This is a genomic window from Actinoallomurus sp. NPDC052308 (assembly GCF_040679195.1).
Taxonomy (GTDB): domain Bacteria; phylum Actinomycetota; class Actinomycetes; order Streptosporangiales; family Streptosporangiaceae; genus Actinoallomurus; species Actinoallomurus liliacearum.
Genome location: NZ_JBFAUM010000003.1, coordinates 194357 through 221035 on the forward strand (window position 1 = coordinate 194357; position 26679 = coordinate 221035).

25 protein-coding genes are annotated in these 26679 nt (G+C 74.4%); 15 read left to right on the top strand and 10 right to left on the bottom strand.

The annotated features are described in order from the left end of the window. The first annotated feature begins 250 nt into the window (after nucleotides 1-250). Genes AB0L00_RS12260 through AB0L00_RS12280 form a run of 5 tightly spaced genes read left to right on the top strand, consistent with a single transcriptional unit; the run spans nucleotide 251 to nucleotide 6395 of the window. Nucleotides 251-1882 (top strand): carbamoyltransferase C-terminal domain-containing protein, encoded by a 1632-nt coding sequence (locus AB0L00_RS12260; protein WP_364432094.1) that lies wholly within the window; start codon nucleotides 251-253, stop codon nucleotides 1880-1882. Next, nucleotides 1879-3453: an HAD-IIIA family hydrolase gene (locus tag AB0L00_RS12265; protein ID WP_364432097.1), complete on the top strand. Its 1575-nt coding sequence runs from the start codon at nucleotides 1879-1881 to the stop codon at nucleotides 3451-3453. Before AB0L00_RS12260 ends, AB0L00_RS12265 begins: the two co-directional genes overlap by 4 nt. Beyond that, a complete protein-coding gene (locus AB0L00_RS12270) occupies nucleotides 3446-4504 on the top strand; it encodes a glycosyltransferase family 9 protein (RefSeq protein ID WP_364432100.1) in 1059 nt (352 codons plus the stop codon). The genes AB0L00_RS12265 and AB0L00_RS12270 overlap by 8 nt, the downstream gene beginning before the upstream one ends. After that, nucleotides 4501-5472 (top strand): glycosyltransferase, encoded by a 972-nt coding sequence (locus AB0L00_RS12275; protein ID WP_364432103.1) that lies wholly within the window; start codon nucleotides 4501-4503, stop codon nucleotides 5470-5472. The genes AB0L00_RS12270 and AB0L00_RS12275 overlap by 4 nt, the downstream gene beginning before the upstream one ends. Beyond that, on the top strand, nucleotides 5457-6395 hold the full coding sequence (locus AB0L00_RS12280; protein ID WP_364432105.1) for a glycosyltransferase family 9 protein: 939 nt from the start codon (nucleotides 5457-5459) through the stop codon (nucleotides 6393-6395). The genes AB0L00_RS12275 and AB0L00_RS12280 overlap by 16 nt, the downstream gene beginning before the upstream one ends. A gap of 47 nt (nucleotides 6396-6442) precedes the next feature. On the opposite strand, the gene AB0L00_RS12285 is transcribed toward AB0L00_RS12280, so the two are convergent. Continuing rightward, nucleotides 6443-7585: an alkene reductase gene (locus AB0L00_RS12285; protein ID WP_364432107.1), complete on the bottom strand. Its 1143-nt coding sequence runs from the start codon at nucleotides 7583-7585 to the stop codon at nucleotides 6443-6445. Nucleotides 7586-7704: 119 nt separating this feature from the next. Between AB0L00_RS12285 and AB0L00_RS12290 the strand changes: the two genes are divergently transcribed. From AB0L00_RS12290 to AB0L00_RS12305, 4 genes are all read left to right on the top strand, one after another. Next, nucleotides 7705-10935 carry a BTAD domain-containing putative transcriptional regulator gene (locus AB0L00_RS12290; protein ID WP_364432110.1) on the top strand — a complete coding sequence of 1077 codons (3231 nt, stop codon included), beginning with the start codon at nucleotides 7705-7707 and terminating at the stop codon, nucleotides 10933-10935. 108 nt (nucleotides 10936-11043) lie between these two features. Then, entirely contained in the window at nucleotides 11044-11910 is an 867-nt protein-coding gene (locus AB0L00_RS12295) for an ABC transporter ATP-binding protein (protein ID WP_364432113.1), read from the top strand. A 1-nt stretch (nucleotide 11911) separates the two neighbouring features. Beyond that, on the top strand, nucleotides 11912-13276 hold the full coding sequence (locus AB0L00_RS12300; protein ID WP_364432115.1) for an ABC transporter permease: 1365 nt from the start codon (nucleotides 11912-11914) through the stop codon (nucleotides 13274-13276). Next, nucleotides 13269-14717: a sensor domain-containing protein gene (locus AB0L00_RS12305; protein WP_364432117.1), complete on the top strand. Its 1449-nt coding sequence runs from the start codon at nucleotides 13269-13271 to the stop codon at nucleotides 14715-14717. Before AB0L00_RS12300 ends, AB0L00_RS12305 begins: the two co-directional genes overlap by 8 nt. A gap of 54 nt (nucleotides 14718-14771) precedes the next feature. Here the strand turns inward: AB0L00_RS12305 and AB0L00_RS12310 are convergent, their stop codons facing one another. Genes AB0L00_RS12310 through AB0L00_RS12320 form a run of 3 tightly spaced genes read right to left on the bottom strand, consistent with a single transcriptional unit; the run spans nucleotide 14772 to nucleotide 17258 of the window. Continuing rightward, the gene (locus AB0L00_RS12310; protein ID WP_364432119.1) at nucleotides 14772-15446 is read right to left on the bottom strand and encodes a response regulator transcription factor; all 675 of its coding nucleotides are present in this window, start codon (nucleotides 15444-15446) and stop codon (nucleotides 14772-14774) included. Between the two features lie 49 nt (nucleotides 15447-15495). Then, nucleotides 15496-16395 (bottom strand): glycosyltransferase, encoded by a 900-nt coding sequence (locus tag AB0L00_RS12315; protein WP_364432121.1) that lies wholly within the window; start codon nucleotides 16393-16395, stop codon nucleotides 15496-15498. Beyond that, nucleotides 16392-17258 (bottom strand): glycosyltransferase, encoded by an 867-nt coding sequence (locus AB0L00_RS12320; protein ID WP_364432124.1) that lies wholly within the window; start codon nucleotides 17256-17258, stop codon nucleotides 16392-16394. The genes AB0L00_RS12315 and AB0L00_RS12320 overlap by 4 nt, the downstream gene beginning before the upstream one ends. Nucleotides 17259-17473: 215 nt before the next feature. On the opposite strand from AB0L00_RS12320, the gene AB0L00_RS12325 reads away from it, so the two are divergent. Genes AB0L00_RS12325 through AB0L00_RS12340 form a run of 4 tightly spaced genes read left to right on the top strand, consistent with a single transcriptional unit; the run spans nucleotide 17474 to nucleotide 19679 of the window. Then, a complete protein-coding gene (locus tag AB0L00_RS12325) occupies nucleotides 17474-18046 on the top strand; it encodes a hemerythrin domain-containing protein (RefSeq protein WP_364432127.1) in 573 nt (190 codons plus the stop codon). Between the two features lie 33 nt (nucleotides 18047-18079). Then, entirely contained in the window at nucleotides 18080-18667 is a 588-nt protein-coding gene (locus AB0L00_RS12330) for a nucleotidyltransferase (protein ID WP_364432130.1), read from the top strand. Continuing rightward, on the top strand, nucleotides 18664-18921 hold the full coding sequence (locus AB0L00_RS12335; RefSeq protein WP_364432132.1) for a BON domain-containing protein: 258 nt from the start codon (nucleotides 18664-18666) through the stop codon (nucleotides 18919-18921). Before AB0L00_RS12330 ends, AB0L00_RS12335 begins: the two co-directional genes overlap by 4 nt. Beyond that, a complete protein-coding gene (locus tag AB0L00_RS12340; protein ID WP_364432135.1) occupies nucleotides 18918-19679 on the top strand; it encodes a metallophosphoesterase in 762 nt (253 codons plus the stop codon). Before AB0L00_RS12335 ends, AB0L00_RS12340 begins: the two co-directional genes overlap by 4 nt. Before the next feature lie 59 nt (nucleotides 19680-19738). On the opposite strand, the gene AB0L00_RS12345 is transcribed toward AB0L00_RS12340, so the two are convergent. Further along, complete coding sequence (locus AB0L00_RS12345) at nucleotides 19739-21829, bottom strand: catalase (protein WP_364432138.1); 2091 nt, start codon at nucleotides 21827-21829, stop codon at nucleotides 19739-19741. A gap of 404 nt (nucleotides 21830-22233) precedes the next feature. Between AB0L00_RS12345 and AB0L00_RS12350 the strand changes: the two genes are divergently transcribed. Continuing rightward, nucleotides 22234-22500, top strand: coding sequence for a hypothetical protein (locus tag AB0L00_RS12350; RefSeq protein WP_364432141.1), 267 nt, complete (start codon nucleotides 22234-22236; stop codon nucleotides 22498-22500). 132 nt (nucleotides 22501-22632) lie between these two features. Here the strand turns inward: AB0L00_RS12350 and AB0L00_RS12355 are convergent, their stop codons facing one another. Beyond that, entirely contained in the window at nucleotides 22633-23085 is a 453-nt protein-coding gene (locus tag AB0L00_RS12355; RefSeq protein ID WP_364432144.1) for a DUF5709 domain-containing protein, read from the bottom strand. Between the two features lie 157 nt (nucleotides 23086-23242). Here AB0L00_RS12355 and AB0L00_RS12360 point away from each other — a divergent pair, with 157 nt between their 5' ends. After that, nucleotides 23243-23587: a hypothetical protein gene (locus tag AB0L00_RS12360; protein ID WP_364432147.1), complete on the top strand. Its 345-nt coding sequence runs from the start codon at nucleotides 23243-23245 to the stop codon at nucleotides 23585-23587. A gap of 74 nt (nucleotides 23588-23661) precedes the next feature. Here the strand turns inward: AB0L00_RS12360 and AB0L00_RS12365 are convergent, their stop codons facing one another. Genes AB0L00_RS12365 through AB0L00_RS12380 form a run of 4 tightly spaced genes read right to left on the bottom strand, consistent with a single transcriptional unit; the run spans nucleotide 23662 to nucleotide 26667 of the window. Further along, nucleotides 23662-24501: a biotin-dependent carboxyltransferase family protein gene (locus AB0L00_RS12365; protein WP_364432149.1), complete on the bottom strand. Its 840-nt coding sequence runs from the start codon at nucleotides 24499-24501 to the stop codon at nucleotides 23662-23664. 8 nt (nucleotides 24502-24509) lie between these two features. Next, nucleotides 24510-25145 (bottom strand): 5-oxoprolinase subunit PxpB, encoded by a 636-nt coding sequence (pxpB, locus tag AB0L00_RS12370; RefSeq protein WP_364432152.1) that lies wholly within the window; start codon nucleotides 25143-25145, stop codon nucleotides 24510-24512. Then, on the bottom strand, nucleotides 25142-25885 hold the full coding sequence (locus tag AB0L00_RS12375) for a 5-oxoprolinase subunit PxpA (RefSeq protein ID WP_364432154.1): 744 nt from the start codon (nucleotides 25883-25885) through the stop codon (nucleotides 25142-25144). Before AB0L00_RS12375 ends, pxpB begins: the two co-directional genes overlap by 4 nt. Beyond that, the gene (locus AB0L00_RS12380; RefSeq protein WP_364433224.1) at nucleotides 25882-26667 is read right to left on the bottom strand and encodes a putative hydro-lyase; all 786 of its coding nucleotides are present in this window, start codon (nucleotides 26665-26667) and stop codon (nucleotides 25882-25884) included. The genes AB0L00_RS12375 and AB0L00_RS12380 overlap by 4 nt, the downstream gene beginning before the upstream one ends. Nucleotides 26668-26679 lie beyond the last annotated feature (12 nt).

The window sequence follows — 26679 nt, forward strand, 5'->3', positions numbered from 1 at the left end:
CCTATTCCGCTCAGTTCGTGTCAAGTCCCGAGACGCCTTGTGCCACTGCGAAAGTGTGTCGTGAGCTGGCCCGGAGCCGCGTCCAGGACGGCCCGGAGGGCCAGTTACTCGCACCTGGAAGCCTTAACAAATCATTACCGTCCGGACGCCTACTCGGGGGGCGCCCGGTAATGGAACTGACAGGGGGTGTTTACCGCCCCGGGCCCAGGGCAACTGGCTTGCGGGAACGAATGCGGATGAGGGGGACTCAGTGCGCGTGCTCGGCATCAACGCCGTCTTCCACGACCCCGCGGCCGCGCTCGTCGTCGACGGGCGCGTGGTGGCCGCCGCGGAAGAGGAGCGGTTCAGCCGCCGCAAGCACGGCAAGCGGCCCGTGCCCTTCTCCGCGTGGGAGCAGCCGGTGGAGGCGGCCCGATGGTGCCTGCGGCAGGCGGGCCTGACGCCCGGACAGGTCGACCTGGTCGGCTACTCCTACGACCCGTCACTCGTGCTCCCGCCCGAGGAGATGGGCATCGACGACGCCTGGGATCACCTGCGCACGACGTACGCGAAGGAGGCGCCGGGCTTCCTCGCCGACGCGCTGCCGGGCCTGGACCGGGACAAGGTCCGGTTCGTGCCGCACCACGTCGCCCACGCGGCCTCCGCGGGACTCGCGGTGTCCACCGCCGAGCCGCGCAGCGTCCTCGTGTGCGACGGGCGCGGTGAGCGGGCCTCCCACCTGGCGGGCCGGTACGACGGCGGGCGGCTGGACGTGCTGGCCGGGCAGCGGCTCCCGCACTCGCTCGGCCTGATGTACGAGGGGCTCACCGCCCACCTGGGCTTCCTGCGTTCTTCCGACGAGTACAAGGTCATGGCGCTCGCGTCGTACGGCAAGCCGCGCTTCCTCGACCAGTTGCGCGCCGCCGTCCGGGCCACCGACGACGGCGGCTTCGTCACCGAACGGATCGACTGGGCGGAACTGGCGCCGCGCCGGCGGCCCGACGAGGACTGGACGGGCGCGCACGCCGACCTGGCCGCCAGTGTGCAGCGCCGCCTGGAGGAGGTGCTGCTCGAACTCGCGCGCTGGCTGCACGGGCGCACCGGCGACCGGATCCTCACCATGGCCGGCGGCACCGCGCTGAACTGCGTCGCCAACACCGTGCTGCACCGGGAGGGCCCGTTCGAGGAGGTCTGGGTGCAGCCCGCCGCCGGCGACGCGGGCACCGCACTCGGCGCCGCCCTGCACGTGGCCGCCACAGAGGGCGAGCCCCTGGCGCCCATGCCCGGCGCGGACCTCGGCCGCGGGTTCACGGACCAAGAAATCGAACACGCGTTGCGCACCGCCCGGCTGCCGTACGAGCGGCCCGCGGACCTGGCCGAAGCGGTCGCGGAGGCCCTCGCCGACGACGGCGTCGTCGCCTGGTTCCAGGGCCGGGCCGAGTACGGCCCGCGCGCCCTCGGGCACCGCTCGCTGCTCGCCCATCCGGGCCGCAAGGCCAACCTCGAACGCCTCAACGACGTCAAGGGCCGCGAGCAGTTCCGGCCGGTCGCCCCGATGGTGCTGCTGGAGCGCGCCCCCGAGATCTTCGCGCGGGGCCCGATCCCCAGCCCGTACATGCTCTTCGTGCACGACGTCGCGCCGCAGTGGCAGGACCGCATCCCGGCGGTCGTGCACGTGGACGGCACGGCGCGCGTGCAGACCGTCGACCCGGCCGGGGAACCCCTCGTCGCCGCGTTGCTGACCGCCTTCGAGCGGCGCACGGGCCTGCCCGTGCTGGTCAACACGAGCCTCAACACCGCCGGGCGGCCGATGGTCGACGACATCAAGGACGTCCTGGAGTGCTTCGGCGCCACCCCGATCGACCTGCTCGCCATCGGCCCGTTCGTCGTGAGGCGACCGTGAGCGCCGACCCGGAGGACCCGGCGGAGACCCGCGTCGCGAGCGCGGGCGAGGAGACCGGCGTGACGTACGCCGTCGTGATCCCCACGCTCGTACGGCCCTGCCTGGACGCCTGCCTCGAGGCCCTGACAGCGGCGTCCGGGCCGCTCCCCGCGGAGATCGTCCTCGTCGACGACCGGCGCCCCGCCGAGGGCGGCACGCCGATCAGGGTCCCCGAGCCGCTGCTGCCGCGCACCCGGGTCGTCGCCGCCGGCGGCCGGGGACCCGCCGCGGCCCGCAATCTCGGCTGGCGGCGGACGTCCGCCCCGTGGGTCGTGTTCCTGGACGACGACGTACGGGTCGGGCCGGACTGGCGGTCCCGCCTCGTCGCCGACCTCGCGGAGCGGCCCACGCGCGTCGGCGGCGTGCAGGGCCGGATCCGGGTGCCGCTGCCCGAGGGCCGCCGCCCGACCGACTGGGAGCGGGGGACGGCCGGGCTGGCCGGGGCCCGGTGGATCACCGCGGACCTGGCCTACCGCCGCGAGGCCCTCGTGGAGTGCGGCGGCTTCGACGAGCGGTTCCCCCGCGCGTTCCGGGAGGACACGGACTTCGCGCTGCGCGTCCTTCAGGCCGGCTGGCTGCTGGAGCGCGGCGAGCGCACCACCACGCACCCCGTGCGCCCGGCGTCACCGTGGATCAGCGTCCGCACCCAGGCGGGCAACGCCGACGACGCGCTGATGCGCGCCCTGCACGGCCCGGACTGGTACGAGCGCGCCGGGGAGACGGCCGGGCGGCGCCCCCGGCACCTGGCGATCACCGCCGCCGGGCTCGCGGCGGTGGGCCTGGCGGCCACCGGGCGCGGGCGCCTCGCGCTGGCCGCGGCGGCCGGCGCCCTCGCGGGCGTCGGGGAGTTCGCGGCCGCGCGGATCGAGCCGGGGCCGCGCACCGCTCGCGAGGTCGCCGTGATGACGGTGACGAGCCTGGCCATCCCGCCGGTCGCGACCTGGCACTGGCTGCGCGGCCTCGTCGCGGCCCGGTCGGCCGCCCCCTGGCCGCCGCCGGCGCGGGCGGTGCTGTTCGACCGGGACGGCACGCTGATCCACGACGTCCCCTACAACAAGGATCCCGAGAAGGTCGAGCCGGTGCCCGGCGCGAAGGAGGCCCTGGACCTCGCCCGGCGGGCCGGGCTGCGCGTCGGCGTCGTCACGAACCAGTCCGCGATCGCGCGCGGCCTGGCCACCGAGGCCGAGGTCGCCGCGGTCAACGCGCGGGTGACCGAACTGCTTGGCCCGTTCGACACGTGGCGGCAGTGCCCGCACGGCAGGGGCGACGGCTGCGACTGCCGCAAACCCGCCCCCGGCCTGGTGCTCCAGGCGGCGGCCGACCTCGGCGTCGCCCCCGAGGAGTGTCTGGTCGTCGGGGACATCGGCGGCGACGTCGCGGCGGCGCGGGCCGCCGGGGCACGCGGCGTACTGATCCCGACGCCGCGGACCCGGCCGGAGGAGACGGCCGGCGTGCGGCGGGCCGCCGGGCTCGAGGAGGCCGTCCGGTACGCGCTGGCGGGCGGTACGGGCGCGGTGAGCTGGCATGAGTGAGCGCGGAGGCCGGTGGGCCGGCGGCGAGCGGGGGGAGCGGCGTTCGCTGGTGGTGCGCCTGGACAACGCCGGTGACGTGCTGCTCGCCGGGCCGGCCGTCCGGGCCGTCGCCGCGCGGTCCGCGCACGTCACCATGCTGGTCGGGCCGCGCGGCGAGGCGGCCGCCCGGCTGCTGCCCGGCGTCGACGAGGTCGTCGTGTGGCGCGCGCCCTGGGTCGATCTCCGGCCCCCGCCGGTCCGCCGCGACGAGGTCGACGCGCTCGTGGACCGGCTGGCCGCCGGGCGGTTCGACGAAGCGCTGATCCTGACGTCCTTCCACCAGTCGCCGCTGCCGACCGCGCTGCTGCTGCGGCTGGCCGGCGTCGTCCGCACGGCCGCCATCAGCGTCGACTACCCGGGCGCGCTGCTGGACGTACGGCACCGGCTCGACGACGACGTCCCAGAGGCCGAACGCGGGCTCTCACTGGCCCGCGCGGCCGGTTTCCGGCTCCCGCCCGGCGACGACGGCCGCCTCGCCGTGCGGACTCCGCTGCCCGGCGTGCGGCACCTGACCGGCGGGGACCGGTACGTCGTCCTCCACCCGGGCGCGTCGGTCCCGGCCCGCGCCTGGCCCGCCCGGCGCTGCGCCGAGGCGGTCGCCGAGCTGACCGGGCGCGGGTGGCGGACGCTCGTCACCGGCGCCGGCGCCGAGCGCGACCTGACGGCACGGGTCGCGGGGGAGGCCGGCGTCGACCTGGGCGGCCGTACGAGCATGGCCGAGCTCGCCGCGATCCTCGCCGGGGCGGCCGTGGTCGTCGTCGGCAACACCGGTCCGGCGCACCTGGCCGCCGCCGTCCGCACGCCGGTGGTGTCGCTGTTCGCCCCCGTCGTCCCGGCGGCGCGGTGGGCGCCCTACGGCGTGCCGCACGTCCTGCTCGGCGACCAGAACGCCGCCTGCCGCGACACCCGGGCACGCGAGTGCCCCATCGACGGACATCCCTGCCTGTCGAAGGTCACGGCCCAGGAGGTCGCCGACTCCGTCGAGAAACTCGCCGTCGAGGTGAGCCGATGAGGGTGCTGATCTGGCACGTCCACGGGTCGTGGGCGACCGCCTTCGTCCAGGGGCCGCACACGTACGTGCTGCCGGTGACGCCGGACCGGGGGCCGGACGGCCTCGGCCGGGCCCGTACCTGGGAGTGGCCCGCGAACGCCGTCGAGGTGCCGCCCGAGCGGCTCCGCGACGAGGAGATCGACGTGGTCGTCCTCCAGCGGTCGCACGAGGAGAGGCTGGTCGAGGAGTGGCTGGGCCGCCGTCCCGGCGTGGACGTGCCCGCCGTGTACGTCGAGCACGACGCGCCCTGGGGCAACGTGCCGCTGACCCGGCACCCGATGGCCGACCGGCCGGAGATCCTCCTCGTCCACGTCACCCACTTCAACCGGCTGATGTGGGACAACGGGCGCACCCCGACCGCCGTCGTCGAGCACGGCGTCGTCGACCCGGGGCTCCGGTGGACCGGCGAGCTCGAGCGGACGGCCGTGGTGGTGAACGAGCCGCTGCGGCGCGGCCGGTACGTGGGTACCGACCTGCTGCCGTACTTCGCGGACGGCATGGGGCTGGACGTGTTCGGGATGAAGGTCCGGGACCTGCCGAGCCGGCTCGGCCTGCCCGGCGTTCACGCCTATGAGGACCTGCCGCAGGAGCGCATGCACGAGGAGCTGGCCCGGCGGCGCGTCTACCTGCACCCGATCCGGTGGACCTCCCTGGGCCTGTCGCTGCTCGAGGCGATGCACCTGGGCATGCCGGTGGTGGCACTGGCCACCACCGAGGTCGTCGAGGCGGTGCCCCGCGAGGCGGGGATCATCTCCACCCGGCCCGACCGGCTCCGCGAAGGTCTGCGGCGGCTGCTGGCCGACCGCGAGGAGGCCGCCCGGCTCGGCAAGGCCGCCCGCGCCGCCGCACTCGAGCGCTACGGCCTGCCCCGCTTCCTCGCCGACTGGGAGGAGATCCTGGCCGAGGTGACCCGTTGCCCGCCGTCCTGATGCTGCGCGCCCTCGGCCTGGGCGACTTCCTCACCGGTGTGCCCGCCTACCGGGCGCTGCGCCGCGCCTACCCGGACGCCGAGACGGTCCTGGCCGCCCCGGAGACACTGCGGCCCCTGGCGGAACTGACCGGCGCGATCGACCGGCTGCTGCCGACCGGAGAACTGCGGCCGATCCCGTGGGACGGGCCGCCGCCGGACGTCGCCGTCGACCTGCACGGTAACGGCCCCGCCAGCCACCGGCCGGTCGACGCGACCGGCGCCGCGACCCGCATGATGTACGCGTCCGCGGCCGCCCCGGACGTCGACGGCCCGTGGTGGGACGACGACGAGCACGAGGTCGCCCGGTGGTGCCGCCTCGTCGAGTGGTGGGGGGTCCCGGCCGACCCGGGCGACCTGCTGCTACGCGCCCCGGCGGCGGAGCCGGCGGTCCGCCGGGCGGCCGTCGTGCACCCGGGCGCGGCGTTCCCCGCCCGCCGCTGGCCGGCCGACCGCTTCGCGGCCGTGGCCCGCGCGCTGGCCGCCGAGGGACACCCGGTGGTGATCACCGGGACCGCCGCGGAACGCGACCTCGCGGCGGCCGTCGCCGAGGGTGCCGGGCTGCCCGCCGCGGCCGTGCCGGCCGGGACCACCGGGCTCACCGGCCTGGCCGCCCTCGTCGCCGGCGCCGCCGTCGTGGTCAGCAACGACACCGGCGTGTCCCACCTGGCCACCGCGTACGGCGTGCCGTCCGTGACGCTGTTCGGCCCGGTCTCCCCGGCGCTGTGGGGACCGCCGGAGGACGGCCCGCACGTCGCCCTGTGGCACGGCACGGGCGGCCGCCCGGGTGACGCGCACGGCGGCGAACCCGACCCCCGCCTGCTCAGGATCACCGTCGACGAGGTTCTCGCCGCCCTCGCCGGTCTCCGCCAGCCGGCGGGCTGACGGTCCGGTCCGGGCAGGTCGTGGGATCGTCAGAGCCTGGAGGCGTGTCAGGCGGGCTGCGCCGCGGTCTCGAGGGTGGGGTAGTCGATGTAGCCCGTCGCGTCGCCGGTGTACATCAGGTGCCGGTCTCTGATCGGGTTGAGCGGGGCGCCGACGCGCAGCCGCTCGATGAGGTCGGGGTTGGCCAGGAACGGACGGCCGAGCGCGATCAGATCGGCGCCCGCCGCCACGAGCCGGGCCGACTCGTGGAGGACGTGACCGGTGGTGACGTCCGGGAGCTTGGGATTGGCGATCAGTGTTCCGGGCCAGAGACGACGGATCGCGCGGAAGACGTCCTGGTCCGGGTCGGCGTACACGACGTGCAGGTAGGCCGGGGAGATCTCGGCCAGGGCCCGGACGAGGGCGGGATAGAGCTCGTCGACGTCGTCCTCGCACATCGCGTTCGCCGTCACACCGGGAGCGATCCGCACGCCGACGCGGTCGGGACCGATGGCGTCGGCGACGGCGCGGGTGACCGCGACCGTGAACCGGATCCGGTTCTCGATCGGGCCGCCGTAGGCGTCGGTACGGCGGTTGGTGGCGCTGGAGAGGTACTGGTGCAGCAGGTAGCCGTTGGCGGAGTGCACCTCCACGCCCTCGAAACCGGCGTCGACGGCGTTGCGGGCCGCGGCCGCGAAGTCGGCGACGGTCCTGTGGACGTCGTCGAGCGTCATCTCGCGGGGTGTGACGGCGGGCCGGAAGCCCGACGGTGTGTAGATCGGGTCGGGGAGCGGGATGGGAGAGGGCGCGAGCGGGTGCAGCCCGCTGTTGTCGGGGTGGCCGATGCGGCCGCCGTGCTGGATCTGCAGGAACATCCGCCCGCCCGCGGCGCGGACCGCGCCGGTGACGTTCCGCCAGCCCGCCACGTGCGCCGGACCGTAGATCGCCGGGATGTTCGGGTAGGTCAGCCCGACCGCGTTGGGGGTGGCGGCCTCGGCGACGATCAGCCCGGCGGCGGCGCGCTGGGCGTAGTAGGTCGCCATCAGCGAGCCGGGAACGCCGTCGGCGTCCGCCCGGTTACGGGTCATGGGCGCCATCACCATGCGGTTCGGCAGAACGAGGCCGCCGAGACGCGCGGGCTCGAGAAGGGCGTCGTCCGGCTCGGTCGTGGTCGTCATCGGATCCTCCTTGCGGCCTTCGTACCTGGTCATGGCCTGCCTCCCTGTGGTGTCGGTGTCGCGGTGCGCTGACGGGAACGACTCTGCCGGGGGCCGCTTCGGAACCGCTGATGATCTGCTGACGGCCACGGCCCCGTGTGTACGGTGCTGACATGCGGTTCGGTGTGCTCGGTCCGGTGACCGTGTGGGACGGGGACGAGGCGCCCGTGAAGATCCCCGAGGCGAAGGTCCGGGCGCTGCTGGCCGACCTGCTGGCGCATGAGGGACGGCCCGTCTCCGCCGACCGGCTCGTGGAGGACCTGTGGGGCGGACGGCCGCCCGGCCGCCCCGCCAACGCCCTGCAGGCCAAGGTCTCAGTGCTGCGCCGGGCGATCGGCCACGACCGCGTGGTGCGCCAGGCGCCGGGCTATCGACTCGTCCTCGACCGTCCCGGCGACGAGGTGGACGCCGACCGTTTCCGCGCGCTGGCGGCGCGGGCCCGGACGCGGACCGATCCGCGGGCGCGGGCCGCGCTGCTCACCGAGGCGCTGGAGTTGTGGCGGGGACCCGCGTTCGCCGACGTCGCGGACGAGGAGTTCGCGCGTGCGGCGGCCGACCGGCTGGCCGAGCAGCGCCTCGCCGTCCTTGAGGAGCAGGCCGAGGCCCGGCTGGAGGCGGGCGACCACGCGCTGCTCGCCGGGGAACTCGCCGACCTGGTGACGCGCCACCCGCTCCGGGAGCGGCTGCGCGCCGTCCAGATGCGCGCCCTCTACGCGGCCGGGCGGCAGAGCGAGGCGCTGGCCTCCTACGCCGAGCTGCGGAAGCTGCTGGTGGACGACCTCGGCCTCGATCCGAGCCCGGAGCTCGCGGCCCTGTACGAGGCGATCCTGCGGCAGGACGGGTCGCTGGCTCCGGCCTCGCAGCCGGAGCGGCCCGACGCGGCCGTGCCGGCCGGCCCGGTGCCGCGGTCCAACCTGCCGATCCCGCTCACCGCCCTGGTCGGCCGCGACGGGTCCCTGGACCATCTCGCCCGGCTCGTCCGGACGGCCCGTCTCGTCACGCTCTCGGGGCCGGGCGGGGTCGGCAAGACCCGGCTCGCGGTGGAGGCCGCCACCCGGCTCGCCGCCGAGGACGAGGCCGGTTTCCCGGACGGCGTGTGGCTCATCGAACTCGCCGGGCAGCGCGGGGGCACGGCGGACCTGGCGCAGGAGATCTCCGCCGTGCTCGGCGTCCGCGACGACCTGCCGTCCGGTGTGCCCGGGCCGGGCACGTCCGTGGCGCCCGCGCGACGCCTCGCGGCGGCGCTGCGCGACCGGCGGCTCCTGCTCGTTCTCGACAACTGCGAGCAGGTCGTCGACCCGGCCGCCGAGCTGGCCGAACTGCTGCTGGGCACCGCGGCCGGGCTGCGGATCATGGCCACCAGCCGCGAGCCGCTGAACCTGACCGGCGAGGCGGTGCATCTCGTCGAGCCGCTCCTGGAGAACGACGCCGTGCGGCTGTTCGCCGACCGCGCCTCCGCCTCCGCCCCCGGGTTCTCGCTGGAGTCCGACCGCGAGGCCGTCGCCGAGATCTGCCGCCGCCTCGACGGCATCCCGCTCGCCCTCGAACTCGCCGCGACCCGCGTCCGCGCCCTGGGCGTGCGGGAGCTGGCGGCACGCCTGGACGACCGGTTCCGGGTGCTCACCACCGGGCGGCGCGGCTCGCCGGCGCGCCAGCAGACCCTGCGCGCCGTGATCGACTGGAGCTGGGAGTTGCTCGGCGCACCGGAGCGCATCGTCCTGCGCCGCCTCGCCGTGCCCGTGGACGGCTGCGACCTGGACGCGGCGGAGGCGATCTGCGCGGGCGACGGCGTCCGCCGCGATGAGGTCCTCGACCTGCTCACCCGGCTGGTGGACCGGTCCCTGGTCGTGGTCGCCGACGGACCGGCGGGGCCCCGCTACCGCCTGCTGGAGTCCGTCGCCGCGTACGCGACGCAGCGGCTCCACGAGACGCGGGACCTCGACGCGACCCGCGACCGGCACCTGCGCCACTACCTCCGGCTCGCCGAGCGCGCCGAGCCGCGGCTGCGCGACGGCGGGCAGCGGGCCTGGCTGGACCGGCTCGACGCCGAGTCCGCCAACATGCGCGCCGCGCTGGAGGAGGCGCTGCGGCGGCCGGCCATGGAGGAGACGCTTCGGCCGCCCGCCCTGGATGAGGCGGTGCGGCGGCCGGCCGTGGACGAGGCGGTGCGGCTCGTCACGGCCCTGAGCCGGTGGTGGCTGCTGCGCGGCCGCCTGCACGAGGCCCGCCGTACCCTGTCGGCGGTGCTCGACCTCGCGCCGGACGCCGCCGAGGTCCGCGTGCTAAGCGCCGCGTTCGCGCTGCTGACCGGGGACCGGTCCGCGGCGGGCGCCGAGCCGGACGGCATCGCGGACCCCGCGCGCCGCGGCCGGGCCTTGTGGCTGTACGCGTACGGGCTGTTCCACTCCGGCGATCCCGTGGCGAGCGAGCGGGCCAACGCGCGGGCGCTCGACCTGTGCACCGCGGCCGGCGACCGGTGGGGTACCGCCGCCACATACGGGCTGCGCGCGATGCTCGCGCTCGTCCAGGGCGACCTCGGCACCGTCGAGGAGGCGGGCCTGCACGCCGCGGACCTCTTCGGCGACCTCGGTGACCGCTGGGGCGAACTGCAGACGGTGACGCCGCTCGCCGAGCTCGCCGAGATCAGGGGCGACTACGCCGAGGCCGAACGCGGTCAGAACGCGGGCCTGCGCATCGCCCGCGAACTGGGCCTGGAGACGGAGGTCTCCGCGCGCCTCTCGGGCCTGGGCAGGCTCGCGCTGCTCGCCCGCGACTGGGACCGGGCACGCGACCTGCACCGGGAGGCCCTGCGGCTGGCCGCAGAACAGGGCCACCGGTACGGCGAGGTGCACTCGCTGATGGGCCTCGCCCTCGGCACCCGCCGCTCCGGTGACCTGGACGCGGCGGACCGGCACCTGCGGCGCATCCGGGACGAGTACGAGTCGTCCGAGATAGGGGAGCACCTGCTGTTCGCGGAGCTCGGCTTCACCGCCGAGTCGCGCGGGGACGCGGCCGAAGCCGCCGCGTACCATCGCCGCGGGCTGGAGATCGCCGTGGCGCTCGGCGAACCGCGCGCGCTGGCACTGTCCCTGGAGGGAGTGGCGGGCGTGCTCACCCTGTCCGGCGACGCCCGGCGCGCCGCCGTGCTGCTCGGCGCGGCCGATTCGGCCCGCCGCAGCGTGCACGCACCGCTCCCACCGGCCGAACGCGGTGACGTGGAGCGGATCACGACCGCCGCCATGGCCGCCCTCGGCGAGCAGGCCTTCGCCGACGCCTTCCAGCGAGGCGCCGAGACCCCGCCCGCCGACGCGGCCGCACTGGCCAAGGACGCGATCCGCGTCTGAGGTTCGGTCCACCCGGCGACGCGAGCGTGCCGGGGTGTGGATTCCCGTACCACGGATCCGGATGGAAGCACGATCGTGCGGCTCCCCCGACCGGTCCAGGCTTGCGACATGCCCTTTTCGAACCCGCACGGCCGCTTCCCGACGCACGACGGTCCGGGAACCGGCGCCGCCGCCTCGCCGTACCGACCCGGCGACGCGCTCGACGCCTCCACCCCCTCTCGCGACGGCACGGCGGACGCCGCTCCCGGCGACGGCGCGGCGGCCCGGTGCGATGACCTGCACCGCCGCTACGGGAGGGGCGAGAACGCCGTCCACGCCCTGCGCGGCGTGACCGTCGCCTTCGCACCGGGGACGTTCACGGCCGTGATGGGGCCCTCCGGGTCGGGCAAGACGACCCTGTTGCACTGCGTCGCGGGCATGGACCGGCCGACGTCCGGCACCGTCTGGTGGGGCCCGACCGAGGTGTCCCGGCTGCGGGAACGGCGGCTGGCCGAACTGCGCCGCGCCGAGGTCGGTTTCGTCTTCCAGTCGTTCAACCTGATGCCCGCCATGACGGTCGAGCAGAACGTGACGCTGCCGGGCCGGCTCGCCGGGCGGCCGCCCGAGCGGACGGCGGTGCGCGAGGCGCTGCGGCAGGTGGGGCTCGGCGGCCGCGAGCGGCACCGTCCCGGGCAGCTGTCCGGCGGCCAGCAGCAGCGGGTCGCCATCGCGCGGGCCCTGGTCTCCCGCCCGAGGGTGCTGTTCGCCGACGAGCCCACGGGCGCGCTCGACCGGCGGACCGGCATGGAGATCCTCTCGCTGCTGCGCGCCGGCGTCGCCGAGCAGGGGCAGACCTGCGTCATGGTGACGCACGACCCGGTCGCCGCCGGTTACGCCGACCGCGTCGTGGTGCTGGCCGACGGCGTCATCGTCGATGACCTGGATCGCCCTTCGGCGGCGGCCGTCTCCGCCCGGCTGAGCGGGCTGGGAGGCTGACGTGCTGCGACTGGCCTTCGGGCAGATCCGGACCCGGCCCGCGACGTTCGCCGGGCTCGCCACGGCCCTGTTCATGGCGGTGACCGCGATCACGCTGTTCGGATCGCTGATCGCCGCGAGTGTCGTCTCTCCCCCGGCGCAGGCGGGGCAGCCCGGTCTCGTGATCATCGGCGGGGCGTTCGGGGAGATCGCCGTCCTGGTGGCCCTGTTCGTGGTGGTCAACACCCTCGGCTTCGCGATCCGCCAGCAGCACCGGGATCTGGCGCTCCTGCGCACCGTCGCGGCCACCCCCCGGCAGGTCCGCGGGCTGGTGCGCCGGCAGGTACTGATCGTGGTCCTCCTCGTCAGCCCGGCCGGCTGGGCGGCCGGGGCGCTGGGGGCCCGCCGTCTGCTCGGCGCGCTCGCGGACCGGGACCTGGTGCCGGCCGGAAGCCGGATCCCGTTCACTCCGGTACCCGCCGCGGCCGCCTCGGTGATCGCGCTCCTCCTCGGCATGCTGTCGGCCGTGGTCGCCGCCCGCCCGGTCTGCCGCGTCGCCCCGGCCGTCGCGCTCGGGGAGAGCGTCGGCGGCGACCGGCGATTCGGACCGATCCGCACGCCCGCCGGGTTCCTCGCACTCGCCGGCGGAGGCGGTCTCTGCCTCGCCATCGCCCGGCAGCCCCCGGACAAGGCCGGGCAGGGCGCGCTGCTGGCCACGCTGGTCCTCATGGTGGCGGTCGCGCTCCTCGGACCGCTGTTCACCGTGGCCGTCGTCACGCTCCTCAGCCTGCCCGTACGGGTCGTCGCGCCCCGCTCAGACCGGCTCGCCGACGCGAACCTGCGCGGGTACGCCGCCCGGCTGTCGTCGGCCGTGGTCCCCCTCGCGCTGCTGACCGCGCTGGCGTGCGCGTTCCTGTCCCTCGGCGATACGGTCAGGGACGCCGCCCACCACCTCTCGGGAACGGAGCTGACCTCGGTGAACTCCGCCGGCGACGTCTGGCTCCGCCAGGTCGAGCTGACCATCCTCGGCTGCTTCGGCGGTGTGTCGACGGTCAACACCCTGGCGGCGCTGACCGCCGCGCGGCGCCGCGAGTTCGCGCTGCTGACTCTGGTCGGGGCGACCCGCCGGCAACTCGCGTCGATGCTCTGCGCCGAGTGTCTGCTGATCACGGCGGTGGGCACGCTCACCGGCACGGCCGTCGCGGGGGTCGGCGTGAGCTCGTTCAGCGTGACCCTGCCGGGATCCCCGCTCCCGTCGATGGACCCGGCGGGCTATGGATCGATCGCGGCGGGTGTGGCGGCGCTGGCCGCGCTCGGCATCCTCCTCACCGGGCTGCGGGCGACCTCCGGGCCGGCCACCGAGACGGTCGCGGGGCAGCGTGGCTGACCACTCCGGCGACCCCGCCGGGCCCCGGCGCGCCGCCGACCCGGAGGAGGCCCGACGGCCGGGACGGTTCCGGCCCCGCCTTCCCTGGGTCCGGGCCCGCCTGTCCCGATCCCGGCCCGGCCTGTCCCGGTCCCGGCCCCGCCTGTCCCGGTTCCGGCCCGGCCTGTCCCGGTTCCGGCCCCGCGAGCCCCGGTTCCGGCCCCGCCTGTCCCGGTTCCGGCCGCCTCTGCCTCGGCCCACCGTGCGGCCCGGCGAGGCCGTCTTCGCCGTCGCGGGCCTGCCGGTGGCCGTCGCCGGTGCCGTCTTCGTCTTCACCATGTTGTACGCGGGCACGCTTCTGGCGGTGACCCTCATCGGGCTTCCGTTCGTCGCGGCGGGCCTGCGCGGCGCCCGGGTGCTCGGCGGACTGCACCGCCGCGCCGTCGCGCGGCTCCTCGGCGAGGAGGTGCCCGGCCCCGAGCCGGTGCCGCCCGCGCCCGGAGTGCTCGGCTGGATCCGCGCCGGGCTCACCGACCCGTCGGGCTGGCGGGCCCTGCTGTACCTGGTCCTCCGCCTCCCGGCCGGCCTGGCGGCCTTCCTGGTCGCGGTCGTACTGCCGGCCACCGCGGTGTGGCTGATCGGCTTCCCCGCGCTCGTTCATGTGCTCGCCCCGCATGACCGGGCCGTCCCCTGGTGGGCGAACGTCGCCGGCCCGTCGCTCGGGCTCGTCCTGCTGGCGGCCGTCCCCGCCGCCATTCGCGGGGCGAGCGGGCTGAACCGCCGGCTGGCCCGGCTCCTGCTCGGCCCGACGTCCGGGCAGCGGCGGATGCGCGCGCTCGAACGGTCACGGCACGCGCTGGCCGCCGAGAACACCGAGGCCCTGCGCTCGATCGAACGCGATCTGCACGACGGAACGCAGGCCGAGCTGGTCGCCATCGCCATGACCCTCTCGTTGGCCGACGACGCGCTCGGCGCACGCCCGGATCCGGCGCCGGACCGGCTGTCCGTCCTTCTCGCCCGGGCGCGGACCCAGACCGACGACGCCATCGCGGGGCTGCGGCGGATCACCCGTGGCATCAATCCGGTTCCGCTCGACGCGGGTCTCGGCGCCGCCCTCCGCTCCCTGGCCATGGGCAGCCCGGTCCCGGTCGACCTGCGCCTGGACCTGCGTGAACGCCCGGATCCGGCGATCGAGCGCGTGGTGTACTTCTGCGCGGCCGAGCTCCTGACCAACGTCGCCAGGCACAGCGGGGCGGACACCGCCACCGTCGAGGTCGTCGCCGCTCACGGCCGGATCCGGCTGGTCGTGACCGACGACGGACGGGGTGGCGCGTTCCCGGACGGCGGGAGCGGGCTGACCGGCCTGGGCCGACGGGTGGAGGCCGTGGGCGGAACGATCCGGATCATCAGCCCCGATGGCGGCCCCACGACCGTCGTCGCCGACCTGCCGAGCGCGGTGTGAGCACCGGTCGCACAGTGTGACAGCGTCACCGGCACGACGTCGGAGCCGCCTGGATCACGCGCCGCTTCCGGTCTCGCTCAGGTAGGTGAGCACCGCCTTGACCCGGCGATTGTCGATCTCGGTGGGAGGCAGGTCGAACTTCATGAAGATCGCGGCCGCGTGCTTCTCCACCGCGCGCTCCGTGACCACCAGGCGCTGGGCGATGGACCGGTTCGAGTGCCCCTGCGCCATGAGGTCGAGCACCTCCCGCTCCCTCGGGGTGAGCGAGTCGATCCGGTTCCGCCGGGTACCGCCCCGCAGCAGCCCGGTGACGATCTCCGGATCGAGCACCGTTCCGCCCGTGGCCACCCGGTGCAGGGCATCGACCAGCTCGGCGGTGCGGGCCACCCGTTCCTTGAGCAGGTAGCCCACTCCGGCGGCACCGGCCGACAGCAGCCGCTCCGCCAGGGTCGCCTCCACGTGCTGGGAGAAGACGAGGATGCCGACCTTCGGCCAACGTCTCCGGAGCTCAAGGGCGGCACGGATGCCCTCGTCGGTGTGCGAGGGCGGCATCCGGATGTCCACGACGGCGACGTCGGGGCCGTGCTCGGCGACCGCCGCCAGCAGGTCCTCGGCGGTGCCGACCGCCGCGACGACCACGCATCCCCGCGCGGACAGCAGCTCCGACATGCCGTCACGCAGGACGACCGAGTCCTCGGCCAGGACCACCCGCAGCGAACGTTCCGTCATGCACGTCATCATGCCGCCGTCCGAGCGTCTCCAGCGCCATCGGGACCGCTCAGCCGACGTAGCGGCGGGCGGGGGAGGTGCGCTGGGGCTTCTCGAGCAGCCGCAGGGCCCGCTCGACGTGGTGGGGGACCGGCCGCCGTTCCCGGATCACCCACGGCAGGCCGCCGAGGGCCTCGGCGACCGCCGACACGCTCGTACGGTCCCGGGGCACCGAGCGCAGCACGGTCAGCGTCCTGCGGACGGCCGACCGGACCGGGCGGCGCAGCCAGGTCGTCCAGAGCGTGTTGCGGATGCCGACCCGGCGCCGTTCGCGGGGATCGCGGGCGGCCGACGCGGCGTGGTGCACGACGACGTCCTCGGCCCAGCACATCCACCAGCCCCGGGTCGCCAGGTCCATGCCGAGCAGCTCCTCCTCCCCGCCCAGCACCAGCCGCGGCGAGAACCCGCCGACCTCGCGGAACGCCTCGACCCGGATCATCGACGCGCCCGCCAGGATGCTCATCAGGGCGGGGCCCGGCATCCAGTCGGGGGCGGGCACCGGCGAGTGCCGCAGCTCCGGGGTGATCGGGTCCTCCTCCAGCCCCGGCTCGACCAGGATCAGGCCGGTGACCGTCGCCAGCCGGGGACACCGGTCGAGCAGGTCCGCCGCGCGCCCCAGCGCGCCCGGCTCCCACCAGGTGTCGTCGTCGCAGAAGGCGACGTACGGGGTGGACACGTCCTCGACGGCGAGGTTGCGGGCGACGGCGCCCAGGTTGCGCGCCGACCGGATCAGCCGGACCCGCGGGTACGCGTCGGCGACGGTCTCCGACGTGCCGTCGGACGAGGCGTTGTCGACGACGATGATCTGCGGGCGTTCGGGCAGCCGGGTCATGAGGTCGAGGGTCCGCAGCAGTTCGGGCCGGCGGTCCCGAGTCATGATCACCACGGCGACCCGCGGATCCGGGCTCACCGGGCCTCCCCGGCCAGCCGGCGGATGCCGCCCTCGACGGCCGCCGGGACGGGCCGCCGCGCGGCCAGCGCCGACGGCAGGCGCACGGCGGCGCCCGCGAGGGCCGCGCGCGAGTCGCCGTCCCGCAGCGCCCGCGCCCCCAGCCGCGCGGTCTCCCGCACCGCCACCAGGCCGGGACGGCGCATCCAGGTCGTGAGCACGGTGTTGCGCAGCTCGCTCCGGCGGCGCCGGTGGGACGGCGGCCGGTCGGCCGACGGCTCGTGCACCGCGACGACCTCCGGGACATGGCACAGCCCCCAGCCCGCGGCGGCCAGGTCGTAGGACAGCAGGCGCTCCTCACCGACGAAGAACAGCAGCGGGCTGAACCCGCCGACGTCGAGGAACGCCCGCCGGCGGACGATCGAGGCGCACGCCAGGAACCCCAGGACCGGCGGGCCGGGCAGGTCGGGATCGGGAGGGAGCGGCGAATCGGCCATCGCCGCGTTGATCGGGTCGGGCTCGCGTTCGGGCCCGACGAGGGTGTGCGCCGCGATCAGGCCGAGGCGCGGATGGGCGTCGAACAGGTCGGCGGCGCGGGTCAGCGCCCCCGGCTCCCACCACGAGTCGTCATCGCTGAACGCGACGTACGGGGTGCGGGCCAGATGGACGCCGACGTTGCGGGCCGCGGCCCCCCGGTTGCGGCCCAGCGGCACGAGCCGCACGCCGGGGTGATCGGCCGCCACCGCGGTCGCGGTGCCGTCCTCCGAGCCGTTGTCGACCACCGCGATGACCGGCCGGTCCGGCAGGGCCGCCAGCCGGTCGAGGGTGCGCAGCAGCTCCGATCGCCTGTTCCTGGTGGCGATCACGACGGTGACACGGCTCACCGATCGACCTCCCCGTGATCCGAGTAACCGGTCGACTACCCGCCGACGGATCGCCGAAATCCTCGGCCCACGGAGCCCTCCCCGAGCGGCCCGCGGAGCCCTCCCCGAGCGGCCCGCGAGGGCCTCGCGAGCGGTAGGCCGCCGGGGCGGCCGATGGCGTTTTGAACCATCCGTCGCGGGCAGGGTGGGCGCGTCGGCACCATGGGGAGGGAACCATGCCGAACGTTTTCGACGTACTCAGCAAAGACCACGTAGAGGTCGAACAGGCGCTCGCGGAGCTCGAATCGGGGCCCACGGCGGCGACCGGAGCCGACCCGGAGCAGAAGGAGATCCGCAAGAGGCTGGTCGAGCAGCTGATCATCGAGGAGTCCAAGCACGAGGCCGTCGAGGAGGAGTACTTCTGGCCGGCGGTCCGCGACAAGCTGCCCGACGGCGACCACCTCGCCGACGAGGCCACCGACCAGGAGCAGGCCGCCAAGCACATCCTCAACGATCTGCTGGACCTCGACCCCGACGACCCGAGGTTCGAAGACCGCCTCCGCACGTTCACCGTCGACGGGCGCGAGCACATCGCCTACGAGGAGGAGCGCGTGTGGCCCCGCATGCGGGAGGCGCTCAGCGCGGAGGAGGCCGACGAGCTCGGTACCAAGGTCGAGGAGGGCAAGAAGCTGGCCCCGACGCGGCCGCACCCGAACACGCCGCCCAGGCCCGGCATCCTCAAGACGGTGGGAAAGGCGGCCGCCGTGGCGGACCGGGCCCGGGACGCGGTCACCGGGCGCGGCGATTGAGCGCCCCGGACTCCGCCCGGGAGGTCCCGCGCCATGGGTGACGTCGAGGCCGCACCGGGCGAGCTGCTGAAGACTCTGCGGAAGGCCGCAGCGGCGTTGACCGACGCCGGGGTCAAGTTCGCGCTGACCGGCGGGTTCGCCGCGTACGCGCGCGGCGCCGCGCCGTCGACCCACGATGTCGACTTCGTGCTGACCGAGGACGAGGTCGAGGGCGCCCTCTCCGCCCTGGAATCCGTGGGGATGCGGCGCGTCGAGATTCCCGAGGCATGGCTCGCCAAGGTCCACGACGACGGCCGTACGGTCGACCTGATCTTCCGGCCGTCGGGGCGGGCCGTGGACGCCGCGCTGCTCGCCCGCGCCGAGGAGCTGAACGTCGAGGCGGTCGCCATGCCGGTGCTGACCGCCACCGACCTGACGGTCCTGCGCCTTCTCGCGTTCGACGAGAAGGCCAGCGACTTCGGGGGATACCTACCGGTGTCGCGGGCGCTGCGCGAGCAGGTGGACTGGCCGCGGGTGATCGCCGCCACGGCGGACTCCCCGTACGCCTACGCCTACCTGACCCTGCTGCACCGCCTGCGCGTGATGGAGTACGGGCCGCCGTACGAAGGGAGTGACGGATGACGCCCAGCGACCCGCCCCACTACCTCGCCGCCCGCATCAAGAGCCGCCTGGCCGAGGACGCCCGCACGGTCGAACTCGGCATCCAGGTCGACGTCCGTGGTGACGTCGTCTTCCTGCGCGGCCAGGTGGCGACTTCCCGGAGGCGGGAACTCATCGAGACGGTCGCCCGTGAGACGGCCGGTGGAAGACGGATCTCCAACGATGTGACCGTCGTGGAGATCCGGCCCCCGAAAACGGAGGAATCGCCCACATGATTCGTGTGGCCGCGGTCGGCGACATCCACGTCGGCGAGGATGTGCGCGGCCTGTACCGCAACCGACTGACCGGGATCGCCGACGACGCCGACGTCCTGCTCGTCGCCGGCGATCTGACCCAGCACGGCACGGCGGAGGAGGGACGGATGGCCGCGGAGGAGCTCCGCGACATCGGCGTCCCGGTCATCGCCGTGCTCGGCAACCACGACTACCACTCCGACGCGGAGACCGAGATCACGAAGGCGCTGAAGGACGCGGGGATCACCGTCCTCGAAGGCGAGTCAACGATGATCGACTGCCACGGCAAGCGCCTCGGCGTCGCCGGCGCCAAGGGCTTCGGCGGCGGCTTCGCGGGCCGCTGCGGCTCCGACTTCGGCGAGCCGGAGATGAAGGCCTTCATTCGCCACACCAAGGCCACCGCGGCCAAGCTCGGCGAGGCCCTGGGCGCGCTGGACGCGGACGCGCGCGTGGCCCTGACCCACTACGCGCCGGTCAAGGACACCCTGAACGGCGAACCCCTCGAGATCTTCCCCTTCCTCGGCAGCTACCTGCTCGCCGAGGTGATCGACGGAGCGGGGATCGACCTCGCCGTGCACGGGCACGCCCACCGCGGCGTGGAGAAGGGGATCACGCCGGGCGGGATCCCCGTGCGCAACACCGCCCTGCCGGTCATCGAGCGCGCCTACGCGGTGTACTGCGTCGGCGGCGCCGACGACGTCGAGTGCGCACCCGACGACACCGTCGGCGCGACCGCGTAAGACACGCGCGAGAGGTCCGCGTCCGGTGGGCGCGGACCTCTTCGACGTCCCGGCGCGGCTCAGGCCGGCACGGGGGCGAGGTCGCGGTTGTGGTGCCGGTGCGCCGCCACCGCCATGACGAACTGCTCGACGAACTCGCCGGTCACGCCGGACGCCGACTGCATGACGACGCCCTGGTCGGCGGTCAGCGCCTCGCCATGGTTGTTCACCCCGTTCAGCCGGGCGCTCGACAGCAGGCGGATCCCGTCTCCGATGGCCCCGATCGCCTTGCCGTGCTTGAACGCCTCCGCGACGAACTGAACGGCGCTGCCGTCGGCCTCCAGCGCCGTCACCGACTCCTTCCCGCCGGGGACGATCACCGCGTCGTACAACACCGAGCCGACGGTCGGCAGCGCGCGCGTCACCTCGACCGGCCCCTCGGAGCCCTCGACCGTGCCGTCCCGCGCGGCCAGCACCTCGGGTATCGCGCCGACGGCCGTGAGCGCCTCCCGCAGCGACCGGACGTCGCCGGTGTCCACGCCGTCGGCGGCCAGGATGGCGATCTTGCGGGTCTCGATCGAGTCACGCGGGGCGTTGGCCTGGCTCAGCGCCGGTGAGCTGCGCCCGTGGTTCGGCTGCGTGGGCCGCGCCGGCGGCTCGACACCGACGCCCTCGGCGACCGCGACGGCCAGGTCGTGGTCGACGTTGTTCAGGTTGGCCACGACCCCCTCCCTGATCTGCCGGTGGTCCACCTTCCCCAGCTCGAAGCGGAACGCCGAGACGATGTGCTCCTTCTCCCAGTCGGACATGCTGTTCCAGAACAGGGTCGCCTGGGAGTAGTGGTCGGCGAAGCTCTCGCTCCGCTTGCGGATCTTGTTTCCGTCGACCCGCTCCTGGTAGTGCGTGAACGCGCCCTCCGGGACGACGGCGGGGCAGCCGCCGCTGAGCGAGTTCGGGTGGTAGGCGGCCCGGCTCGTGTGGACCATCGACTGGTGGTAGCCGTCGCGCTGGTGGTTGCGCACATCGGCGACCGCCCGGTTCACCGGCAATTGGGTGAAGTTCGGGCCGCCGAGGCGGATCAGCTGCGTGTCGAGGTAGGAGAACAACCGGGCCTGCAGCAGCGGATCGTTGGTGAAGTCGATGCCGGGGACCACGTTGCCCAGGTGGAAGGCCACCTGCTCCGTCTCGGCGAAGAAGTTGTCCGGATTGCGGTCGAGCACCAGCCGCCCGACCGGGCGCACGGGTACCTCCTCCTCCGGGATGATCTTCGTGGCGTCGAGCAGATCGAAGTCGAAGGCGTGCTCGCGGTCCGCCGGTACGAGCTGCACGCCGAGCTCCCACTCGGGGAAATTCCCGGCCTCGATCGCCTCCCACAGGTCACGGCGGTTGAAGTCCGGGTCCTTGCCGGCGATCTTCTGCGTCTCGTCCCACACCAGCGAGTGCGTGCCGAGCTTCGGCTTCCAGTGGAACTTCACGAACGTGCCGACACCCTCCTCGTTCACGAGACGGAAGGTGTGCACTCCGAAGCCCTGCATCATCCGGAAACTGCGCGGCAGCGCCCGGTCCGACATCAGCCACATCATCATGTGCGTGGTCTCGGGTTGCAGCTGCACGAAGTCCCACAGGGTGTCATGGGCCGAGGAGGCCTGCGGGATCTCGTTGTTCGGCTCCGGCTTCACCGCGTGCACGAAGTCGGGGAACTTGATCCCGTCCTGGATGAAGAACACCGGCATGTTGTTGCCGACCAGGTCGAAGTTGCCCTGCCGGGTGTAGAACTTGGTCGCGAACCCGCGGACGTCGCGCACCGTGTCGGCCGACCCCCGTGAACCGGCGACGGTCGAGAAGCGCACGAACACCGGCGTGCGCAGCGACGTGTCCCGGAGGAACTCCGCGGCGGTGTACTCGGTGAGCGGATCGGTCACCTCGAAGTACCCGTAGGCGGCCGAGCCCCGGGCGTGTACGACCCGCTCGGGGATCCGCTCGTGGTCGAAATGGGTGATCTTTTCGCGGAAGTGGAAGTCCTCCATGAGGGTGGGACCCCGCTCTCCCGCTTTCAAGGAGTTGTCGGTGTCGTCGACCGGGATGCCCTGGTCGGTCGTCAGCCGTGAGTCGTGGTTCGGGTTGACGCGGACCTGGTCGAGTTGGCGGTCCTTGTCGTCCGGCGTTGTCATGGCGTCCCCCTCCGAGATCGAAAACGGCCCTTCACAGGGAGCCATGTCCGGTCGGCGGCGTCCTATGCGTGATCCGACAGCCCAATGTCCCGCCCCGGCGGGGTCGCCGAGCGGGCGCCCGTGACCGTCCGGCGCCGGCCGGACCGGCCCCTCGCCACGGAGATCGCGAACTCGCTCCAGAAGGCAAGTCCGGCGCGGTCACGATGAGTGCTTCTTTGAACGGCCTGTTGCCCAAGCCTTGCGGCCCTGCGGGTTTTCCCTGACGCGATGCCGACTATGTACCCCCGCGTAATCTCTTGGGGGATAAAGGCCGAATCGGCGTCGTGATCCGTACGCCGTTCGCGGACGGCCTTCTCGCACGGCGCGCGCGGACAGGCGGCGATCGGCAGGAGAAGGTGAGTCACGTGCTGAAGAAGGCGATCACCACCTGTGCTCTCGCGGCCGCCGCGGTCACGACCGCACTGCTGGGAACGTCGCACGCGTTCGCCCAGGCGAACGCACCGTCGGCCGACGGCGCTTCGCATCCGAGCATCGCAGCGGCCCCTGCGGGCGTCCTGCTCGCGGGGATGGCCCTGCCCCGCCAGGATGACTGGGGCGACGACGACGGCATCAACATCAGCAACGAGAACAACAACCAGGTCAACTCTCCGGGTGCCACGATTTTCGGCTGATCACCGGATCGGCGCGGGGTGGACGAGGCACCTCGCCCACGACCCTCAGGGGTGCGGAACCCAGGTGTCCGCACCCCTGAGCATTTATGCCGGTCCCGTGGCGAGCCGCGATGAGGATCGGTCGGGTGGCGCTCAGGCGCCCTCGTCCTCGATGCGCATGGCCTGCTCCTCGGGCGAGAAACCGGCCTGATCGGGCCCGACGTCCTCGGCGACGGCGTCCTTCTCCGTGTCGGCGCGGACGCCCTCGTCCGGTTCGACCAGCCGGCCCGCCCGGCGCGGCGTCTCGTTCTCCCGGACGGGATCGAAGTCGCGCTCCTCGGCGTCCGGCCGGTCCTCGCCCCGGCGGCGGCCGCCGAGCGCCGGATCGGGCTGTTCCCTTCTCAGGCGGGCGTCCAGGGACTCGCCCTCCCGCTGCTCCTCGGCGGTGGTCCCGAACTCCTCGACGCCGACAGGCTCGTCCCGGGGAACCGGCGCGCGCTGCGGGTCCTCCGCCCACTGCCGCTCAGGGTAGGAGTCCTCCAGGTCGGGGATCCCCTCCTCCTCCAGCTCCGAGTACGGATCGGGATCCGGATGCGGATGTGTCATCGGTCTCTCCATCGTCCGTCGAATGCGTCCGAACCAGGCCCATGCCCACGAATCGGCCCTCCTCACCTGCGGCGGACGGCTTTGGGCGAGGTTTGAGACGACGCCCGGCGGGCACCCGGACATCTCGTCAGCGACGCGATCGATCAGGAGGGCTGTCATGAACGGGCACGAAGGCGGACCGACGGCGCACCGTGCTCCGGAGGACCTGAATCAGGAGGGCGCGCCGCGCGCCACCGGGCCGGACCCCGCGTGGGCCGCGCGCGACACCCAGGCGCTGACCCAGGACCAGATGATCGTGTACGAGGCGCTCGCCACCGTACGGCGGCCGATGAGCGCCGGCGACGTCGCCGCGACCACCGGCAAGGACGAGGAGACGGTACGGGCGTGCCTCCGTGTCCTCGCGGAGCGGAAGATGATCGTCGACGGCGACGACGGGATCGTCATCGGCGACAACGACTGGGACGTGCGCGGCGCCCACCCGACCGCCTCCGGCCGCGACTGAGCCGAGCCGGGAAGCGCGGGCCGGTCGCGCCCGGCCGCGCCGAGAACCGCCCGCCCGGCCGCGGTCGAGCGCGCTCAGGAGCGGGCGACCAGCCGGAAACGGACGCGCTGCCCCGGGCGGAGTTGCGCGGCCCGGCCGAGGTCCGCACTCGCCACGACGGCCGCGACCGGATAGCCGCCGGTGGTCGGATGGTCGGCGAGGAAGATGATGGGCAGGCCGTTCGGCGGCACCTGCAGCGCGCCGGTGACCATCCCCTCGCTCGGCAGCTCGCCCTCCCGCCGTCGTACGAGCGGCCGCCCCTCCAGGCGCACCCCGATCCGGTTGCTGTGCGAACTGACCTCATAGCCGCCCCGGGTGAGCGGTTCGAGGCTCTCGAACCAGTCGTCGCGCGGTCCCGGCAGGATCCGCAGGACCGGTTCGTCCTCCGGCTCGTAGCCGGGCGCGTAGTCCACGGTGATCGGCTCGGACGCGCGGCCCACCGCCAGCCGGTCGCCGGCGGTCAGCGGATCGGGCCCCAGCCCGGACAGCAGATCCGTCGAGCGGCTGCCGAGGACGGGCGGGACGTCGACCCCGCCCCGGACGGCGACGTACGTGCGGACCCCCGCGGACGGCGTGCCGAACTCCACCGAGGTGCCCGCCGGAACGTGACAGGGGGCGTTCATCGCGCCGGGACTCACCCGCACCGGCGCGCCGGTCACGGCGATCCACGCCGGCGCGTCGAACCGCAGCGCCGCCCCGCCGAAGGTCAGCTCCAGGCCGGCGGCGTCCTCGGGGTTGCCGACCAGGCGGTTGGCCAGCCGTAGGCCGGCGGCGTCCGCCGCGCCCGAGCGCGGCACCCCCAGGTGCGCGTACCCGGGACGGCCCAGGTCCTGCACCGTGCAGAGCGGACCGGGACGGAGTACCTCGATCGCCACGACACCCCCTAGCCCGCGCGGCCGAGGCCGGCGCCCCGGACCGTGGCCCGCTCGGCGACGAACCGGACGCGGACGCCGGGCCGCAGCAACGACGGGGGGTCCCGGTCGATGTCCCACAGCGTCATCGTCGTACGCCCCAGCAGCCGCCAGCCTCCCGGCGACGGCGTCGGATACACCGCGCCGTACGGGCCCGCGATGGCGACCGAGCCGGCGGGCACCGACGTACGCGGGGAGTCCCGGCGGGGCACGTGCAGGGCCTCGTCCAGTCCGGTGAGATATCCGAAGCCCGGGGAGAACCCGAGGTAGGCGACGACGTACTCGGCGCCGGCGTGGCGTGCGACCACCTCGTCCCGGGACAGCCCGGTCAGCCCGGCGACCTCGTCCAGGTCCGCGCCGTCGTAGACGACCGGGAAGCGTACCGGCTCGGCCGAGATCTCGTCGAGCTCCGGGAGCGCCAGACCGGCGAGCAGCGCCCCGAGCCGGCCGACCTCGGCGCCCGGCCGGACCGTGACCAGGACCGTCCGGGCCCCCGGCACGACGTCGACGACCTCCGGCGGCGCGAGCCCGAGCACGGCGGCGTGCACGCGGTGCGGCGCCTCCGTCTCGATCAGCAGCGCCGCGTCGCCGACGCGTCGTACCTTCACGCGAACGACCTCAGGGGGACGGCGGCGTTCTCCAGCGCCTTCCGGACCGCCTGCGCGAGCTCCACGGCGCCCGACGTGTCGCCGTGCACGCAGATGGACCGGGCGTCGACCCGGATCCGCGTGCCGTCCGTGGCCTCGACCACGCCCTCGACGGCCATCCGCAGCGCCCGGTCGGCCACCTGCGCGACGTCCTCGATCACCGCGCCGGGCTCACGGCGGGACACGAGCGTGCCGGCGGGCGTGTAGGCGCGGTCGGCGAAGCACTCGTTGACGATCGTCAGGTCCGTCACCTCGTGCAGCTTGGACCCGGGGAGCGTGAGCACCGGCAGCGCCGGGTCGTACGCCTCGACCGCGGCGGCCACCGCCTCGGCCTGCGCCGGGTCGCGGACGATCCGGTTGTACAGCGCGCCGTGCGGCTTCACGTAGCGGACCCGGTCGCCCTCGGCCCGGGCGATGCCGTCGAGCGCGGCGATCTGGTAGAGCACCTCGGCGGTCAGCTCCTCCGGGGCGACGTCCATCTCCCGGCGGCCGAACCCGGACAGGTCGCGGTAGGACACCTGCGCCCCTATGACGACGCCGCGCTCGACCGCGGCCGCGCACGTACGGCGCATGATCACGGGATCGCCGGCGTGGAAGCCGCACGCCACGTTGGCGCTGCTCACGATGGACAGCAGGGCGAGATCGTCGCCGAGCCGCCAGGGCCCGAACCCCTCCCCGAGATCGGCGTTGAGGTCGATCATGTAAACAGGCTCTCCTCGGATCTGTCCGTGATCAGCATCCGTCCCGGCGCGTGCGTGATCGCGAACGGCGGAGCGCTCGCCATGACCACCGCCTGCGGGGTCACGCCGCAGGCCCAGAAGACCGGGACGTCGCCGGTCTCGAACTCAACGCTATCGCCGAATTGAGGGAACGCCAGGTCCGCGATGCCGAGTTCCGTGGGGTCGCCGACGTGGACCGGGGCGCCGTGCATCGCCGGGTACCCCGCGGTCACCTCGACCGCGACGTCCACCAGGTCGGCGGGGACCGGCCGCATCGACACGACCAGCGGGCCGGCCAGCCGGCCCGCGGGCCGGCACGCCCGCGACGTGACGTACATCGGGACGTTCCGGCCCTGCTCGATGTGGCGCAGCGGCACGCCCGCCGTCGCGAGCGCCGTCTCGAACGTGAAGCTGCACCCGATGAGGAACGCGACCAGGTCGTCCCGCCAGTACTCCGTGACGTCGGGCACCTCGGCGGTGAGCACGCCGTCCTGGTAGATCCGGTAGGCGGGCAGGTCGGTCCGCAGGTCGGCGGCGGCGACCTCGCGGGCGTACGGGTCGCCGGGGTCGGTGACCTCCAGGATCGGGCAGGCCGCCGGATTGCGCACCGCGAACAGCAGCGCGTCGAAGGCCAGGTCGCGGGGGACGGCGAGGAGGTTCGCCTGGACGTAGCCCCGGCACCAGCCGCTCGTGGTCACCGGCGTCTCGCCGGTCCGGAACACCTCACGAGCCTGAGAGGGGGTGAGGATCGCGGGTTGATCCATGGTCGTCATGGC